The organism is Enterobacter sp. 61D5 (genome assembly GCF_034107965.1).
Taxonomy (GTDB): Bacteria; Pseudomonadota; Gammaproteobacteria; order Enterobacterales; family Enterobacteriaceae; genus Enterobacter; species Enterobacter cloacae_M.
Map to the genome: position 1 here is coordinate 166,231 of NZ_JAWNFK010000006.1, position 16,346 is coordinate 182,576.

Sequence of the window (16,346 nt, forward strand, 5' to 3'; positions counted from 1 at the left end):
AATGACAATGACAATGACAATTCAATCACTTCACCATCGTTGAAGCGGCTACTTCACTTTAATCGAGAACCCTAAATGCGCCATGCATCTATCCCCGTAGCTGCAGCCACAACAATGTTCTTGCTCGGCGTTTTTATCATCAATTTACAGGTCTGGTATTCTGCACGGGCTGATAGCCTGGCAGAGGCGCACTACGTCGTGCGGAACATGAATGTTATTCTTAAAGAAGCCCGTCATGCGACTGAGATGGCAATGCAACTTGCCGAGAATGAGTGTGATGCTGAAGGGCAATATCGGCTGGGCACCGAGGCGGCATTACAGCCTCACCTGAGAACGATCGTTATTCTGAAAAATGATGCGGTCTGGTGCTCCTCATTGCCGGGAAACCGCGTATTGTTGGTCAACAGCTCAATCCTGCCTGAGTCATCACTGCTCCTCGTCCCTTCGGCCAGTACCGTCAACGGTCTTCCGGTTCTCTTATACCAGACAATTCACGCCGGAAGCCGAATCATCGTTAGCATCAGCGATAGCCATATTCGGGATGCGCTGGATATGCCATTAAATGGCGTTGAATATTCACTGAGAGTGGGCAAAAACCTTTTAGGCCTGACAGGCGATGTGACGACGGCAGACCCTACGAAGAAACAGGTATTAACGGTAAAAGCCTCTGGTTATCCTTTCTCGGTACAATTTAACTCTCCACCTCTTTTTAGCCTTAAGAGATTATTCAATCGAGCCGGAGGCGTGGTGTTATTCCTGCTGATAATATCCTCTCTTTCTGCTTATATTCTTCATCGCTATATTTCTAAGGATGTCTCACCCGAAGAATCACTGCGCATCGCCATTTACAGAAATGAAATTATTCCGTATTACCAACCCGTAGTGAGCGGCAAAGAGGGAACCTTACGGGGTGTGGAAGTGCTGGCCAGATGGAAACATCCTCAATCAGGGTTTATTTCTCCCGCGTCCTTCATTCCTCTTGCGGAGAAATCCGGTTTAATTATTCCTTTGACTCAGAGCTTAATGAGGCAGGTTGCAATACACATGAATGCTATTGCGACATTGCTGCCAGAAGGGTTTCACGTAGGGATTAACTTCAGCGCTTCTCATATCGTTGCGTCCACCTTTGTTGAAGAGTGTCTCCATTACAAGCGCAGCTTTACTCAACAGGATCTTAACCTTGTCGTGGAAGTGACGGAGCGTGAACCACTCGACATTGATGAACATCTCGTTAATACATTGAATGAGCTACATAACAACGGATTTGCCATTGCGCTGGATGACTTTGGTACGGGTTATTCCGGTCTGTCCTATCTGCAGGATCTGCATATTGATTACATTAAAATCGACCAGAGCTTTGTTGCCAGGGTTAACGCGAATGAGGACTCAACGCTAATCCTTGATTCGGTACTTGAGTTGGCCAAAAAACTGTCAATTAGCATCGTGGCGGAAGGCGTTGAAACAGAAGAGCAGCTCGATTACCTCACTCGCAATCATATCCGGTTTTTACAGGGTTTTTTCTTTTACAAACCTCTTCCTTTCAAGGAACTGGTCAAAGTTATCTTGTCGAAGCCAAAAGTTAAAGTACGAGTTGAATAATCTTTATTCAGTTGTTTCTGAGAAAATAAAAAGGGGGGACATCATCCCCCAAAAAATTTAGACCATTATTGCTTTAACCTCGGCAATATTTTGTTATGTATTGAACGGATGGTCAATTTAATTGTTTTCAACATTGTTTTGGGTGTCCTTAAACGAATGGATGACTTTAAGTATTAGCTGGCTAACGTTTAATTTGACTTTAATCAATATTGTCACGCCCTCTTTAGATTGATGGATGTAATGATTATTGTTTTGTTACAACAATGCGCTTACGCTGTGTTTTCGACGTAAGATGTTTCAGGTTAATTTTTTAAGAAAAAAATGCTGGCCGCTAAAGCATAATGAAATAATGCTTACTTATTACCGCAGTTTAAATGTTGACCAGTGATGCCAGGGGAGCAGTTTGCTTTTAGAATTGCCATCTCACTCTGCGATTTACGTCAGTTAGCGTATAATACGTCATCCAAAACTGCTAAACACCCCGTGACTGGTGCTATGACCCTTAATCGCTTTTGTTATTTACTCCTGATTATCGCTGCGATCGGCAGCCTTCTTGCTACTCATCCACTGGTCATGTGGTTTCTGACGATCAATGTGCTGACGTTGGTCATGTATGGCGCCGATAAAATGGCGGCGCGGAAGGGGATGCGCAGGGTTCCGGAAGCGACATTGTTGGTATTTGGCTTGACAGGTGGCTGGCCTGGCGCCATTGTTGGCCAACAACTCTTTCGCCATAAAACCCAAAAGCAGCCCTTCAAAAGCTACTTTTTCATCAGCGTCGTCGTCAGCGTCGCCATGATGGCGGCCGTTTATCATTTTTCTTCTTAATCTCTTTTATGAATGTTGGCAGGGACTGCTGACAGTAAGGCATATCTTTAATTCATTCCTCCGGCACTGCCAATAGTAGTAGGACTAATCTTAAGTGGTTGCTGTTTTTTGCACAATCTGAATAATACGTGCAACAACACGGACGACAACATCCCATGAAAATAGAATCTCTTATCCTGGCAGTGCTGGTGCTCTTTTCTGCGCCTTCCTGGTCTGCTTTTCAGGAGCGGGAATATAATACCTGGTATATAAAAAATGCGGTCCTTTACGATATGACGCAAACCTCGGAAGGTTTCCCGGTTATGGTGAGCGTATCCCAGCCTGGAAGGAAATCCGCTAATTTGCTGGTGTCATATATTACTGAAGGCCGCTGTAGTGAGAATAACCTGCCGCTAAATGTGAATGGTAAAGTACTGCCCGCCAAATATAATTGTGTCCAGATAGGGCAAAACAGAATTGAACACTTTTCAGTGGTGGACGCGGAAAGCGTCAATGGCATGGTGATGCATCTGAAATCTGATTTCACTATTCTCCTGCAAAACGATATCAAAATTTGGGCGGCAAATATCAAAACGCCAAAATATGGACTGGCGCCGAGATTCTAACTATGAAATGCCTGTATTACGACAGGCATTATTTTGGATGTAACGCAATCATTTTTAAGTTAATAGTTTTAATGCATTACTATTAAATATTAAAGGTAAGTGGCCTTGGTTTTTTACGTATTTAAACGGACTGTATGCTAAACGGTACAAAACCTCATAAATGATCCTTTCTGACGTTATGGATAAAGCTTACTACCAGACTTACGCTTGCTAACACCTTTTAGTTGTTCAACACATCCTTACTGGTAAGGAGAAGAAAATGTCGCAACGTAATAGTCTGGATTTACTAAGCCGTAAAGAAGGAATGTGTCTGTTAGAGCAAAGCATGGGTTTTGTCTGGCAGGCAGCACTTCGAGCCGTCGCGGTATTAGGCGTCGCAGATCGTCTGGTTGAAGGAAAAAAATCCGTCAAGCAACTGGCGAAGGAGTTGAATGTCGACGCAGAATATCTTCATCGAATCATGCGTTTATTGTCCTCTCGTGGAGTTTTCAACGAATTATCTGAAGTTGAATACAGTCTTAGCCATTCAGCGCAATTTCTCTGTTCTGAGCATGAATTTTCCTTGCGTGCGGCGGTGCTCATGCTGACAGACCCAACATTCTGGCAGCCAGCGGCTAAAATGGATGAGATATTGCACGGCAAACCTGTTTTTAATGATTTGTTTGGCAAGCCTTTTTACGAATACTGGCAGCATGATGACACGATGACTGACAGCAACGTTTTTCATGCGGGTATGGCCTCTATGTCATCCGTAGAAAATGAAGTCATTGCAGATAGCTATTCGTTCCCGCAAAACGCCGTGGTTGCCGATATCGCCGGCGGGCTGGGTAACTTATTGCTGGCTGTTTTACGTCGAAATCCGACCCTGACGGGGATCCTTTTTGATCAAAAAGATGTGCTTGAGCGAAATCGACTGCACCTGTTAAATGATAATCGTCGATGGGAAACCATTAACGGGAGCTTTTTTGAAGCCTGTCCTGTAGCGGACATTTACCTGCTTAAGTATATTTTGATGGACTGGCCTGATGAGAAGGCCAGTCAGATCCTTCAATGCTGCAGAAAGGCTATGAAAGAAAACTCCCGACTATTAATTTTTGAGCCGCTTATTAAAAAAGAAAATAATGAACAGGGACGATTTGAAATTGACCTTCTTCTGTTAACAAGCTTTGATGGAGGACGAGCACGAACAGAGTCTGAGTATCAGGCCTTGTTTGAGCAGACCAATCTGAAGTTGAACAAAATAATAGACACCCGTTCGTATCTGTCGATTCTGGAAGTCGTACCTCTCTGAACTGTTTAAATAACATTCACAGAGCATCTGTCCGGCATTTCGTTTTACCGTATTCCTGCTACGCTTGTTTGTTGTACCAGGAGCATGAATATGAAAAACAAAGATGAACAAACCGGATTAGTGGGGCTGGCGATTGGGGCCGCCGTTATTGGGCTGGTTTCAGCGCAGAAACCGATCCATCGCAACAGCATTGTCGATGAACTGGTCAGGCTCGGCAGGCAAAAAGGCGATGGCGTAGAAGATGAGGTTTTCGTTAAGGCTGCCGAGCTGGTGAAAAAAGGGGTATAGCCCATGGCTGGAAGACGAAATGCGAAGTGCCATTGCGGCGCGGTGGCGTTCACTGTTGAGCTTACCGATGGGTTGAACACCGCCCGGCGCTGCAGCTGTTCCTTTTGTCGTATGCGGGGCGCGGTCGTCGTTTCTGCGCCGCTGTCAGGCATTAAGGTGACCAAAGGTGAAGATAAGCTCACCGAGTACCGCTTTAACACGGGAACGGCACGGCATTTCTTCTGCTCGGTGTGCGGGATCTACACGTTCCATCAGCGGCGTTCTAACCCAAAAGAATATGGCGTTAATGTCGCCTGTTTTGAAAACGTTTCACCTTTTGATTTTCCAGAGGTGAAGGTGATGGACGGCGTTAACCATCCCATGGATGGGGAAAGTGGGGTATTTGGTTATCTCTCTTTTCGCGAGAAAGGTGAAGAGCAGGCATGATTGCCGCCTGGCCACTCTTTTACTCCTCCGGCTATAGTAGGCAGTGGGTAACTGAAACAGGAGAAACTATGCTCTGTGTTGAAAAAGACGATCCGCGTGAGGCCCCTGAATCAGGTGATAAAAAGCCTCAACCTGTGAAAAAATAACGCGACATACGCGTTTATCCGCCACCGGCAATGCTGGTGGCTTTTTATTTCCTGGAACACGGTCAACTGCCATCCAGATGGTTTAACAGCGTGCCGAGATGCCCGACAATATCACCAAAATCAAAAATTAACGCCATCCACAGCAATGCTAAAAGGGTAAGTACAGCAAGGGATACACGACCAAACAATGCTGTTATCCTTAGTGACGAAAGGGCTATAACCACAGTTTAACCAGCTTTCTTTCAACTTTCCCTCAACCAATCCCTTTCTTAAACTGTCTTTTGTGACGAACTTCAAAAAACAAGCGAGCCCGCATGATTATGCGGGCTCTGACCATCAGAACTGGTAAACCAGGCCTAATGCTACAACATCATCGGTGCTGATGCCGTTGTCTTTGTAGAAGCTGTCATCTTCATCCAGCAGGTTGATTTTGTAATCAACGTAGGTGGACATGTTTTTGTTGAAGTAATAGGTGACCCCTACGTCAGCGTATTTAACCAGATCCTGGTCGCCCTGACCGTTGCCCAGGTCCTTACCTTTCGACTGCAGGTAGGAAACGGACGGACGCAGGCCGAAGTCGAACTGGTACTGCGCGGTCACTTCGATGTTCTGGGTTTTGTTCGCCACGGCGTCAGTATTATCACCATACGGTGTCATATTGCGGGTTTCAGAATACATTGCCGCCAGATAGATGTTATTGGCGTCATACTTCAGGCCCGCCGTCCATGCATCCGCTTTGTCTCCACCCGCAGTGGTATTCATGACCTGCTCGTTGGTGCGGTCAGAAGAGGTGTACGCCGCACCTGCACTAATGCCCATGCCGAAGTCATAGGTGGTAGAAATACCGAAGCCGTCGCCGTTCTCGTGGCGCGTGTCGCGGCCGTTGTTGGTGCCTTCCTGGTTGTTGCTGGCATCTTCATTTTTGCCCTGATACTGCAGCGCAAAGTTCAGGCCCTGCACCAGACCATAGAAGTCGGTGTTACGGTAGGTTGCCACACCGTTGGCGCGGCTGGTCATAAAGTTGTCGGCTTTAGAGTAGGAGTCTCCGCCGAACTCAGGCAGCATATCGGTCCAGCCTTCCACGTCGTACAGCACGCCGTAGTTACGACCGTAATCGAAGGAGCCGTAGTCACCCACCTTTACACCAGCGAAGGCCAGACGCGTCCAGGACTGATTATCAGACCCTTCCGTATTATTTGCCTGAATGTTGTATTCCCACTGCGCGTAGCCGGTCATCATATCGTTGATCTGCGTTTCACCCTTGAAACCCAGACGCAGGTAGGTTTGATCGCCGTCAGCACCTTTATCGTCGGAGAAATAGCGCAGACCATCTACTTTTCCGTACAGATCTAATTTGTTGCCGTCTTTATTATAAATCTCTGCGGCATGAGTTGCGCCAGCCATTAACAGAGCCGGAATCATCAGGGCCAGTACTTTTCTTTGCATTTTGATATTCCTTTGTGGTTGTTTTTATTTGATTACCTGTTGAACTTTCAGAATGAGAAAGTTGTCTCATGCTAAATCACTCCTGTGTAAGAGTAATAAAGTATAATTGTTACGAATCAAGTAAAATCTATACCGAATAAATCAGCGGAAATAATCATTGGCTGTATGAATGATTTAAAAGTAAGTATATTAAATTGAAATTATTAATCAGGCGTTAATTATGGTGGTTTTGATGGTGTTATATGCCTTTAAGATAATTCATCGATAATTAACATGAATGTTATTAAGTAAAGTAAATAGATATTCATTTATTATCTGTATCCGCCCGGTGTGAATACGCCGGGCTTTTTTATGGTAAAAAAATGCCCGGACAAGCCGGGCAGAGGTACTAGTCGCTGGTCGGTTTTTCGGCTTTACCCGCCATTTGCGCCAGGAAGTCATAACGTTTTTGCAGGTCAGCAGCGGCATCTTTCCAGAGCTGTTCGGCCACTTCCGGCTGCTGCGCGTTAAGGCGACGGAAGCGCTGCTCCTGCATTAACGTCTCGGCCAGGGCATCGGACGGCGGGCGCGAATCCAGCGCCAGCGGTAATTTACCCTCGTCAGCACGACGCGGGTCGAACCGGTACAACGGCCAGAAACCGGTCGCGGTCAACTGACGCATCTGGTCGTGGCTGAGTGCCAGATCGTAGCCATGCTCTTCGCAAGGGCTGTAGGCGATGATCAGCGACGGGCCAGGATACGCTTCAGCTTCCTGGATCGCTTTTACCGTCTGGTTAAGCTGGGCACCCAGCGAGATTTGCGCGACGTAAACGTGACCGTACATCATCATGCTCACGCCGAGATCTTTGCGCGCCTTGCGTTTACCGTGTTCGCCGAATTTCGTTACCGCGCCTAACGGCGTTGCTTTCGATGCCTGACCACCGGTGTTGGAATAACACTGCGTATCCAGAACCAGGATATTGACGTTTTCGGTCAGGCTTAACACGTGATCCAGTCCGCCAAAGCCGATGTCGTAAGCCCAGCCGTCACCGCCAATCAGCCAGATTGATTTTTCAACCAGCGCGTCCGCGTCGGTCAGCAGCTGTTCAGCCCCCGCCACGCCCTGAAGCATCTGACGCAGCTCAGCTACCTGCTCACGACGTACCTCTGGCGTCGCGTCAGCGTGAAGCGCTTCATTGAGCCCGGCAGGGATCTGTCCGGCAAACTGTTCCAGCAGGCGCATCACGCGCGCGCGGTGCTGGTCAACGGTCAGGCGGAAGCCCAGACCAAATTCGGCGTTGTCTTCGAACAGCGAGTTTGCCCACGCGGGACCGCGACCGTTGGCGTCAGTGGTGTACGGCGTGGAGGGCAGGTTACCGCCATAGATAGACGAACAGCCGGTAGCGTTGGCAATCAGCATCCTGTCACCGTACAGCTGGGTAAGCAGCTTGATATACGGTGTTTCACCGCAGCCTGAGCAGGCACCGGAGTATTCAAACAGCGGCGTAATCAGCTGCGAGGTACGAATATCAATGCGCTCCAGTTTGCTGCGATCGATTTCCGGCAGATTCAGGAAGAAATCATAATTGACCTTCTCCTCTTCAACATGCTCCAGACGCGACATCATGTTGATGGCTTTGATCTCTGGATCCTGCCTGTCTTTCGCCGGACAGACCTCGACGCACAGGTTACAGCCTGTGCAATCTTCAGGCGCGACCTGCAGAACGTATTTCTGTCCGCGCATATCGCGAGATTTCACATCCAGCGAATGCAGGCTGGCCGGTGCGGTTTCCATCTCTTCCGGTGATACCACCTTGGCTCGAATGGCAGAGTGCGGGCATGCCGCAACGCAGTGGTTGCACTGGGTACACAGCTCTTCTTTCCAGATGGGGATCGCTTCGGCAATGTTGCGTTTTTCCCAGCGCGTGGTGCCCATCGGCCAGGTGCCATCCGGCGGTAGCGCAGAGACGGGCAGGGCATCGCCCAGACCGGCCAGCATCGCCGCCGTCACGGTCTTAACGAAATCAGGCGCCGCATCGGACACCACCGGAGGGCGGTTCGGGCTTGCGGCATTGACCGGCTGCAGCGGTACCTCAAACAGCGATTCGCGTGCCAGCGCCAGCGCCTGCCAGTTTCGCTCGACCAGCTCCTGGCCTTTGCTGCTGTAGCTTTTGGCAATCGCACCCTGCAGTTCCGCCAGCGCGCTGTCGCCCGGCAGGATATTCGTCAGATGGAAGAAGGCCATCTGCATAACGGTATTGATACGCGCGGCAAGGCCACATTCGCGGGCAATTTTCGCCGCGTTGACCACATAGAAACGGGCTTTTTTCTGGTTCAGCACCGCCTGAACTTCCTGCGGCAGGCGCGACCAGACTTCATCTGCGCTGTACGGCGTATTGAGGAGGAAAATACCGCCGGGCTTCAGGCGCTCGGCCATCTGGTATTTATCGATAAACTGCAGCTGGTGACAACCAACAAAATCGGCCTGAGAAATAAGATACGCAGAGCGGATGGGCTGTTCGCTCACGCGCAGGTGGGAAACGGTCAGGCCGCCTGCTTTTTTGGAGTCGTAAACGAAGTACCCCTGGGCGTACCACGGCGTGGAGTTGCCGATGATTTTGATGTTGTTTTTGGTCGCGGAGACGCTGCCGTCGCTGCCCAGACCATAGAACAGCGCCTCAAGTTTGGCGGTCGAGGACAGGGTATTTTCCGGCAGCGACAGGGACAGGTTAGTCACATCATCATAAATGCCGACGGTAAAGCGCGGCTTGGGTTTCGCTTCGCTTAACTCGTTGAATACCGCCAGCACGCAGTCCGGCCCAAACTCCTTGGAGGACAAACCATAGCGCCCCCCGATTACGCGCGGCAGCGTTTCACGTTCGCCCTGATTAAAGGCTTCTGCCAGGGCGGTCATCACATCCAGATAGAGGGGTTCCGCCTGCGCGCCAGGCTCTTTGGTACGGTCGAGCACCGCCACAGCGCGGGCGCTTTCAGGGAGAGCCGAAAGCAGATGTTTAGCCGAGAACGGGCGATAGAGACGCACCTTAAGCACGCCAACTTTTTCGCCGCGCGTCAGCAGCTCGTCAACCACCTCTTCACAGGTCCCAATGGCTGACCCCATCAGCACGATCACCCGTTCCGCCTGCGGATGTCCGTAGTACTCAAACGGTTTGTACTCCCGGCCGGTCGCGGCGGCAAAGTCGTTCATCGCCTGTTCAACATGGTCGTAAACCGCGTTATACCAGGGGTTCGTGGCCTCGCGGGACTGGAAATAAGTATCCGGGTTCGCCGATGTCCCGCGAATAACCGGGTGTTCAGGATTCAGAGCCCGGGCGCGATGCGCGTCGATTTCCGCCTGCGGGAGAAGATTCAGGATAGTATCGTCAGCCAGCGGGACGATTTTATTGATTTCGTGAGAGGTGCGGAAACCATCAAAGAAGTGAATAAACGGCACGCGGCTTTTGAGCGTGGCGATATGGGAAATTAAGGCAAAGTCCTGGGCTTCCTGTACGCTGCTGGCGCAAAGCATCGCACAGCCGGTCTGGCGCACGGCCATCACGTCTGAATGATCGCCAAAGATAGAGAGCGCGTGGGTAGCAACGGTACGCGCAGCAACGTGCAGAACGAAGGGGGTCAGTTGACCGGCGAGTTTGTACAGCGTAGGGATCATTAACAGCAATCCCTGAGAGGAGGTAAACGACGTGGAAAGCGCGCCGGTCTGAAGCGCACCGTGTACCGTGGCAATCGCACCGGCTTCAGACTGCATTTCAACCACTCTCGGGACATCGCCCCAGACGTTTTTTAACCCGTTACCCGCCCAGGCATCCGCCTGCTCGGCCATGGTAGAACTTGGCGTAATCGGGTAGATGGCGATAACTTCACTGGTGCGAAACGCGACTGAGGCAACTGCACCATTACCGTCAATAGTTTGCATAGGACAACACCCTTACATTGCGCAAAAAAATTGGGGTCTGTATTACGGCAACAAACCCTGAATATTATCTGTGTATTCTAGCAAACGAGGGATTTTACGATTTTCGCTTTTGTGTCCTTGCTATTCTCTCCATCAATGAGTAGATCAAACTTTTGGCGAAAAAATTGCGAGAAATTGTTTCCGGAGCGCATAAATACGCACTTCTGCTCTCGACGACACGGGGTGTGATGCCTATTATGCATAGGTTTCGCATTATTCATGGGGGAGAGAGCATGCGCTCAGCATTTTGGGTAGGGTGTGCCGCGTTATTGTTGTCGGCATGTAGCAGTGAACCAGTCCAGCAGGCAACGGCAGCCCACGTGGCGCCGGGAATGAAAGCGGCGATGTCCAGTTCTGGTCAGGCTAACTGCGCAATGATTGGCGGCTCGCTGTCTGTCGCCCGCCAGCTTGATGGTTCTGCTATTGGGATGTGCGCCTTGCCAAACGGCAAACGCTGTAGCGAACAGTCGCTTGCCGTTGGAAGCTGCGGTAACTACTGATTATTCTACACGCTTAAACATCAGCGTTTTATCGGCTGTCGCCAGCGTTAACTGGTCCTCAGTCAGGTCGACCTGCGCCCCTTTGCGCAGCATGTCGCCGATGGCCTGATCCAACTCATTCAGCTGCGGTTCAGTACAGAGTTTGCGCGTCATGACCAGCGTTTTAACCTTAAGCTCGCCTTCGGACAATTTTCCCTGTCCGTTGAAGCGATTACACATCTGGCCAGAAACGCTGATGTTATTCACCAGGCTGAGATCTGGCAGCGCGCTAAAACCGATCTCAGGTTGCGTTGTCGCGGTCTTCACGGCCTTACCGTTTACGTTTTCCAGCACAAAGCGGTGGTTTTTAAGTTGCTCCGGCTGTACGGAGGCTTTACCCGGATTAACACACCCGGTAAGGACAAGACTAATAACGCTTAACGCAATGAGCTTTTTCATTTTTCTTCTCAAACTATAAATACCGTGAATCTTTTTCCAGTGTAACGATACTCTGCCGTGCGTTAATGGGGTTTATCTGAAAGTGCGGGGAGAAGTACCGGGCAACGCAGCGGTTGCCCGGAATGACGTTAATGTGATTTAAATCCTGCCGCCGTCATCAGCATGCGGAAGAGCATACTGACAGCAGCCAGCGCCAGTACGCTGCCGCCCCAGATAATGGCCAGCCACAGTAATCTTTTCCAGACCGGTTGTTGCATCAGTGATACCCCTCCCCATGCTGAACTTTGCCGCGAAATACGTAGTAGCTCCAGAAGGTGTAGACCAGAATAACGGGAATGATCAACAGCGCGCCCACAAGCATAAAGCCCTGGCTTTGCGTCGGTGCGGCGGCCTGCCACAGGGTGATCGACGGTGGAATAATATGCGGCCAGATGCTGATCCCAAGCCCGCTAAAGCCGAGGAATATCAGCCCCAGCGTCAGAATAAACGGACGGCTATGGCTGGCGGGATTATTCAGGCAGCGCCACTGGTAGAGGCTAAAAATCACCACCAGAGCAGGGACCGGCAGCAGATAAAACAGATTTGGTAGCGTAAACCAGCGCGCAGCGATGGCCGGTTGCGCCAGCGGCGTCCAGAGGCTGATCGCTGCAATAAACGCCAGAAGGGCGATTAACAGCGTTTTCGACACCTCACGCATCCGCTGCTGCAGCGCATTTTCGCTTTTCATCACCAGCCAGGTAGAGCCTAACAGCGCGTAGGCCACCACCAGACCCGCGCCGCAAAACAGGTTAAACGCGGTAAACCAGTCAAAGGGTCCGCCGGTATAGGCCCGGCCGGTGACGGCAAAACCGTTAATGACGGCGCCTACCGTCACGCCCTGGGTAAACGTTGCCAGAATTGAGCCGCCAATAAACGCCTTATCCCAGAAGGGGCGGTGGGCCGGTGTGGCTTTAAAGCGAAACTCAAATGCCACCCCGCGGAAAATAAGTCCGATCAGCATTAATGTTAGCGGAATGGTGAGGGCATCAACGATCACAGCATAGGCCAGCGGGAATGCGCCAAACAGGGCGGCACCGCCAAGCACCAACCAGGTTTCATTTCCGTCCCAGACCGGCGCGACGCTGTTGACCATCACGTCGCGATCGTCGGCGTTTTGCGTGGCCGGGAACAGAATGCCAATCCCCAGATCAAAACCGTCCATCACGATATACATCAGCGTGGCGAAGACGATGATCACAAACCAGATAATGGAAAGATCGATACCCATTATGGCTGCTCCTTATGTTCAGTTGTGACGGCAGAAAGCGGGCGCGCCGGACGTCCGTCGGACTCGGTAGCGAAAGTTTCATGCGGCTGCGGGCCTTTTCGGATGAGGCGCACCATATAGCTGTAACCCACGCCGAATACCGAGGTATAGACGACGAAGAAGGCCAGCAGGCTCACGCTCATGTGCAGGTCACCGTGGGCAGATACCGCATCCTTCGTTCGCTGGAGTCCGTAGACCACCCACGGCTGGCGGCCCACTTCGGTGGTGATCCACCCGGCCAGGATGGCAATCAGCCCGGTTGGCCCCATCAGCAGCGCAAACCACAGGAAGGGGCGCGACGAATACACGCGTTTTTTGTAGCGCAGCCAGAGTGCCGTCACACCGAGCAGCAGCATCAGCATGCCCAGGCCCGCCATAATGCGGAATGACCAAAACACGATGGTGGAATTCGGACGGTCTTCCTTCGGGAACTCTTTGAGGGCCGGAACCTGTTTATCCAGGCTGTGCGTCAGGATAAGACTCCCCAGCGCCGGGATCTCCAGCCCAAAGCGGGTGCGCTCCTGTTCCATATCCGGCCAGCCAAACAGCAGCAGCGGGGTAGGTTCACCCGGCGGATTTTCCCAGTGGCCTTCAATGGCGGCAATCTTGGCGGGCTGGTGCTTTAAGGTGTTCAACCCGTGCATATCGCCAACCATGGCCTGGATGGGGGCGACAATCAGCGTCATCCACAGCGCCATCGAAAACATCGCCCGGATGGCAGGAGTATTATTCCCGCGCAGCAGATGCCATGCCGCGGATGCGCCCACAAACAGGGCGCTGCTCAGGAATGCGGCTATCGACATATGCAGCAGGCGGTAAGGGAAGGAGGGGTTGAACACCACGGCGAACCAGTCCACCGGCACGACCTGACCGTTGACGATCTCATAGCCCTGCGGGGTCTGCATCCAGCTGTTCGACGAGAGGATCCAGAAGGTGGAGATAATAGTGCCCAGCGCCACCATGCAGGTAGCGAAGAAGTGCAGACCCGGCCCGACTTTGTTCCAGCCGAACAGCATCACGCCGAGGAACCCGGCTTCGAGGAAGAAGGCGGTCAGCACTTCATAGGTCAGCAGCGGGCCGGTAATGCTGCCCGCAAACTGTGAAAATCCGCTCCAGTTGGTGCCGAACTGGTAGGCCATCACCAGCCCGGAGACCACGCCCATGCCAAAGTTGACGGCAAAAATCTTCGACCAGAAATGGTACAGCGAGCGCCAGACCGGATTTTTGGTTTTCAGCCACAGCCCTTCGAGTACGGCAAGATAGCTTGCCAGGCCGATGGTGATCGCCGGGAAAATAATGTGAAAGGATACGGTAAAGGCAAACTGTATCCGTGCAAGGTGAAAAGCATCTAAACCAAACATGCACAGCCTCAATGTCAAACGGTGTGCTGTTATGGTATAGGGGCAACGTTCGGACTATCAGACGCAGAAAAGTGATTTTTAACCATAACAGTTGGCTTAAAGCTCATGCTTTAGGCATCTGATATACCTCGCGTGAGGAATAAAAACCGTCTTTTTATGAATTTTACGCATAAAACTGCTTGCCTTGTCGTCTGCGCCGTGCGTTAATGGTCCTCTGGTTTTGAGTCCAAATAAATATCTGACGTAGTTTTATAAAGCAGTTCTCATCACGTTGTGCCTCTCCGCAGCCTCTCTTGGGTCTTTATCTACTTTCCGATTCGTTTTGTTTAAAACCATTATTGCCCAATCGGCCCATTAGTAATTTACGTTTTACGTGTCAGGAGAATCCTATGACTTCTTATATTCATTTCCGCTGCCCATGCTGTCATGGCTCGCAGTACCGTACCTCAGTCTTTGATATGTCTGAGAAAAACCCACTCGGCGCGAAATGCATCTTTTGCAAATCGTCGATGATTACGCTCGATCACCTGGCCGCCGCGCGTCAGGCGCAAAGCCACGTTACCGAGTACCGTAAGTAATTCGTTTCACGAACTATAACAGTTAGCTAAATCTTCTCTTTTTCTCCTGCTGATATACACTGTCGGTCACAAGGAGAATTTGATGAAAAAATACCAGCGTCTGGCGCAACAAATTATCTCGCAGATTGAGCTTGGCGTATGGCTGCCGGGCGATAAGCTGCCTTCGCTGCGAGAGCAGGTAGCGAGCAGCGGCATGAGTTTTATGACCGTTGGCCACGCGTATCAGATGCTGGAAAGTCAGGGGCGCATTGTCGCCAGACCGCAGTCGGGCTATTACGTTGCCTCGCGCCCGACCGCCCATCAGCCTGCTCCACCTGCCCAGGTGATGCGTGACGAAGTGGTGGATATCAACACCTACATCTTCGACGTCTTACAGGCCAGCCGCGACCCGTCCGTTGTTCCTTTTGCCTCCGCGTTTCCCGATCCCCGACTTTTCCCGCTGCAGCAGCTCAACCGCTCGCTGGCGAACGTCAGCAAAACCGCGACGGCGATGAGCGTGATTGAGAACCTGCCGCCGGGTAACGTCGATCTCCGCCACGCCATTGCCCGTCGCTACGCGCAGCAGGGGATGAACATCTCCCCGGAAGAGATTGTGATCACCGCAGGCGCGCTTGAAGCGCTCAATCTCAGCCTGCAGGCGGTAACCGAGCCGGGCGACTGGGTGATAGTCGAAAACCCGTGTTTCTACGGCGCGCTGCAGGCACTGGAACGCCTGAAGCTCAAAGCGTTGTCGATTGCGACGGATGTCCGCGAGGGGATTGATCTGAATGCCCTTGAACAGGCGCTGAAGGAGTACCCGGTTAAAGCCTGCTGGATCATGACCAACAGTCAGAACCCGCTTGGCTTCACGCTGAGCGCGGAGAAAAAAGCGCAGCTTGTCGCGCTGTTAACGCAGCACAACGTCCCCCTGATTGAAGACGATGTCTACAGCGAACTCTATTTTGGCCGCGAAAAGCCGCTCCCGGCGAAAGCATGGGATCGCCAGGACATGACGCTGCACTGCTCGTCCTTTTCAAAATGCCTGGTGGCCGGTTTTCGCATCGGCTGGGTTGCGGCAGGAAAACACGCGAGACGCATTCAGCAGCTGCAGCTGATGAGCACGCTCTCCACCAGCTCACCCGTGCAGCTGGCGCTGGTGGATTATCTGGCGACGAAACGCTACGACGCCCATCTGCGCCGCCTGCGGCGTACCCTCGCCGAGCGAAAACAGCAGGCCTGGCAGTCTCTTTTGCGCCATATGCCTGCCGGCGTCAAAATTCACCATAACGACAGCGGCTACTTTTTATGGCTGGAGCTTCCGGCGCAGCTGGATGCGGGTCTGCTCAGCGAAAAAGCCTTAACGCACCACATCAGCATTGCGCCCGGAAAGATGTTTTCCACCTCCGACGCGTGGACACCGTTCTTCCGGTTTAATACCTCCTGGGCCTGGGGAGAGCGAGAAGAGCAGGCGGTCATTCAGTTAGGAAAATTAATTAGCACGATGCTGGAATAAACTTTTCTCCGTTATTTAAATAATCAATTCTTATCCTGATGACGGCGCTGCGAATATTTCGCGGTGCCCTGTCATAGGAAATCTGCATAC

The 16,346-nt window shown here is 51.4% G+C and carries 17 protein-coding genes; 10 read left to right on the forward strand and 7 right to left on the reverse strand.

Annotated features, from left to right (window positions below; all coding sequences use genetic code 11):
* Nucleotides 1–75: 75 nt before the first annotated feature.
* From UTM25_RS06000 to UTM25_RS06030, 7 genes are all read left to right on the forward strand, one after another.
* Nucleotides 76–1,599: a cyclic diguanylate phosphodiesterase gene (locus tag UTM25_RS06000; protein WP_194399358.1), complete on the forward strand. Its 1,524-nt coding sequence runs from the start codon at nt 76–78 to the stop codon at nt 1,597–1,599.
* 495 nt (nt 1,600–2,094) lie between these two features.
* Nucleotides 2,095–2,427, forward strand: coding sequence for a DUF1294 domain-containing protein (locus UTM25_RS06005; RefSeq protein WP_194399357.1), 333 nt, complete (start codon nt 2,095–2,097; stop codon nt 2,425–2,427).
* 155 nt (nt 2,428–2,582) lie between these two features.
* Nucleotides 2,583–3,032 carry a hypothetical protein gene (locus UTM25_RS06010; protein WP_194399356.1) on the forward strand — a complete coding sequence of 150 codons (450 nt, stop codon included), beginning with the start codon at nt 2,583–2,585 and terminating at the stop codon, nt 3,030–3,032.
* Nucleotides 3,033–3,291: 259 nt separating this feature from the next.
* Nucleotides 3,292–4,323, forward strand: a complete 1,032-nt coding sequence (locus UTM25_RS06015; RefSeq protein WP_194399355.1) for a methyltransferase — start codon at nt 3,292–3,294, stop codon at nt 4,321–4,323.
* Between the two features lie 90 nt (nt 4,324–4,413).
* Complete coding sequence (locus UTM25_RS06020; RefSeq protein ID WP_194399354.1) at nt 4,414–4,611, forward strand: hypothetical protein; 198 nt, start codon at nt 4,414–4,416, stop codon at nt 4,609–4,611.
* A gap of 3 nt (nt 4,612–4,614) precedes the next feature.
* Nucleotides 4,615–5,037 (forward strand): GFA family protein, encoded by a 423-nt coding sequence (locus UTM25_RS06025; protein WP_194399353.1) that lies wholly within the window; start codon nt 4,615–4,617, stop codon nt 5,035–5,037.
* Between the two features lie 68 nt (nt 5,038–5,105).
* Entirely contained in the window at nt 5,106–5,183 is a 78-nt protein-coding gene (locus UTM25_RS06030; protein ID WP_223239581.1) for a hypothetical protein, read from the forward strand.
* Between the two features lie 62 nt (nt 5,184–5,245).
* Here UTM25_RS06030 and UTM25_RS06035 read toward each other — a convergent pair whose 3' ends face one another.
* The 3 genes from UTM25_RS06035 to nifJ form a co-directional block, all read right to left on the reverse strand.
* Nucleotides 5,246–5,371 carry a hypothetical protein gene (locus UTM25_RS06035; RefSeq protein ID WP_256062893.1) on the reverse strand — a complete coding sequence of 42 codons (126 nt, stop codon included), beginning with the start codon at nt 5,369–5,371 and terminating at the stop codon, nt 5,246–5,248.
* 148 nt (nt 5,372–5,519) lie between these two features.
* Entirely contained in the window at nt 5,520–6,629 is a 1,110-nt protein-coding gene (gene ompC / locus UTM25_RS06040; protein WP_194399352.1) for a porin OmpC, read from the reverse strand.
* Between the two features lie 388 nt (nt 6,630–7,017).
* Nucleotides 7,018–10,542 carry a pyruvate:ferredoxin (flavodoxin) oxidoreductase gene (nifJ, locus tag UTM25_RS06045; RefSeq protein WP_194399351.1) on the reverse strand — a complete coding sequence of 1,175 codons (3,525 nt, stop codon included), beginning with the start codon at nt 10,540–10,542 and terminating at the stop codon, nt 7,018–7,020.
* Nucleotides 10,543–10,814: 272 nt separating this feature from the next.
* On the opposite strand from nifJ, the gene UTM25_RS06050 reads away from it, so the two are divergent.
* Complete coding sequence (locus UTM25_RS06050) at nt 10,815–11,081, forward strand: DUF333 domain-containing protein (protein WP_023312003.1); 267 nt, start codon at nt 10,815–10,817, stop codon at nt 11,079–11,081.
* On the opposite strand, the gene hslJ is transcribed toward UTM25_RS06050, so the two are convergent.
* The 4 genes from hslJ to UTM25_RS06070 all read right to left on the reverse strand — a co-directional run bounded on the left by hslJ (nt 11,082) and on the right by UTM25_RS06070 (nt 14,186).
* Nucleotides 11,082–11,519, reverse strand: coding sequence for a heat shock protein HslJ (hslJ, locus tag UTM25_RS06055; protein ID WP_194399350.1), 438 nt, complete (start codon nt 11,517–11,519; stop codon nt 11,082–11,084).
* Between the two features lie 128 nt (nt 11,520–11,647).
* Nucleotides 11,648–11,776 (reverse strand): DUF2474 domain-containing protein, encoded by a 129-nt coding sequence (locus UTM25_RS06060; protein ID WP_008501283.1) that lies wholly within the window; start codon nt 11,774–11,776, stop codon nt 11,648–11,650.
* The gene (cydB, locus tag UTM25_RS06065) at nt 11,776–12,786 is read right to left on the reverse strand and encodes a cytochrome d ubiquinol oxidase subunit II (protein WP_194399349.1); all 1,011 of its coding nucleotides are present in this window, start codon (nt 12,784–12,786) and stop codon (nt 11,776–11,778) included. The genes UTM25_RS06060 and cydB overlap by 1 nt, the downstream gene beginning before the upstream one ends.
* The gene (locus UTM25_RS06070) at nt 12,786–14,186 is read right to left on the reverse strand and encodes a cytochrome ubiquinol oxidase subunit I (protein WP_029741510.1); all 1,401 of its coding nucleotides are present in this window, start codon (nt 14,184–14,186) and stop codon (nt 12,786–12,788) included. The genes cydB and UTM25_RS06070 overlap by 1 nt, the downstream gene beginning before the upstream one ends.
* Nucleotides 14,187–14,575: 389 nt before the next feature.
* Here UTM25_RS06070 and UTM25_RS06075 point away from each other — a divergent pair, with 389 nt between their 5' ends.
* Nucleotides 14,576–14,764 (forward strand): hypothetical protein, encoded by a 189-nt coding sequence (locus UTM25_RS06075; RefSeq protein ID WP_023335881.1) that lies wholly within the window; start codon nt 14,576–14,578, stop codon nt 14,762–14,764.
* A gap of 82 nt (nt 14,765–14,846) precedes the next feature.
* A complete protein-coding gene (locus UTM25_RS06080; RefSeq protein ID WP_033145692.1) occupies nt 14,847–16,256 on the forward strand; it encodes a PLP-dependent aminotransferase family protein in 1,410 nt (469 codons plus the stop codon).
* The last annotated feature ends 90 nt before the right edge of the window (nt 16,257–16,346 follow it).

Coding starts and splice junctions, on each gene's coding strand:
- UTM25_RS06000 (WP_194399358.1), top strand. CDS start 76: ATGCGCCATGCATCTATCCCCGTAGCTGCAGCCACAACAATGTTCTTG.
- UTM25_RS06005 (WP_194399357.1), top strand. CDS start 2,095: ATGACCCTTAATCGCTTTTGTTATTTACTCCTGATTATCGCTGCGATC.
- UTM25_RS06010 (WP_194399356.1), top strand. CDS start 2,583: ATGAAAATAGAATCTCTTATCCTGGCAGTGCTGGTGCTCTTTTCTGCG.
- UTM25_RS06015 (WP_194399355.1), top strand. CDS start 3,292: ATGTCGCAACGTAATAGTCTGGATTTACTAAGCCGTAAAGAAGGAATG.
- UTM25_RS06020 (WP_194399354.1), top strand. CDS start 4,414: ATGAAAAACAAAGATGAACAAACCGGATTAGTGGGGCTGGCGATTGGG.
- UTM25_RS06025 (WP_194399353.1), top strand. CDS start 4,615: ATGGCTGGAAGACGAAATGCGAAGTGCCATTGCGGCGCGGTGGCGTTC.
- UTM25_RS06030 (WP_223239581.1), top strand. CDS start 5,106: ATGCTCTGTGTTGAAAAAGACGATCCGCGTGAGGCCCCTGAATCAGGT.
- ompC (WP_194399352.1), bottom strand. CDS start 6,629: ATGCAAAGAAAAGTACTGGCCCTGATGATTCCGGCTCTGTTAATGGCT.
- nifJ (WP_194399351.1), bottom strand. CDS start 10,542: ATGCAAACTATTGACGGTAATGGTGCAGTTGCCTCAGTCGCGTTTCGC.
- UTM25_RS06050 (WP_023312003.1), top strand. CDS start 10,815: ATGCGCTCAGCATTTTGGGTAGGGTGTGCCGCGTTATTGTTGTCGGCA.
- hslJ (WP_194399350.1), bottom strand. CDS start 11,519: ATGAAAAAGCTCATTGCGTTAAGCGTTATTAGTCTTGTCCTTACCGGG.
- UTM25_RS06060 (WP_008501283.1), bottom strand. CDS start 11,776: ATGCAACAACCGGTCTGGAAAAGATTACTGTGGCTGGCCATTATCTGG.
- cydB (WP_194399349.1), bottom strand. CDS start 12,786: ATGGGTATCGATCTTTCCATTATCTGGTTTGTGATCATCGTCTTCGCC.
- UTM25_RS06070 (WP_029741510.1), bottom strand. CDS start 14,186: ATGTTTGGTTTAGATGCTTTTCACCTTGCACGGATACAGTTTGCCTTT.
- UTM25_RS06075 (WP_023335881.1), top strand. CDS start 14,576: ATGACTTCTTATATTCATTTCCGCTGCCCATGCTGTCATGGCTCGCAG.
- UTM25_RS06080 (WP_033145692.1), top strand. CDS start 14,847: ATGAAAAAATACCAGCGTCTGGCGCAACAAATTATCTCGCAGATTGAG.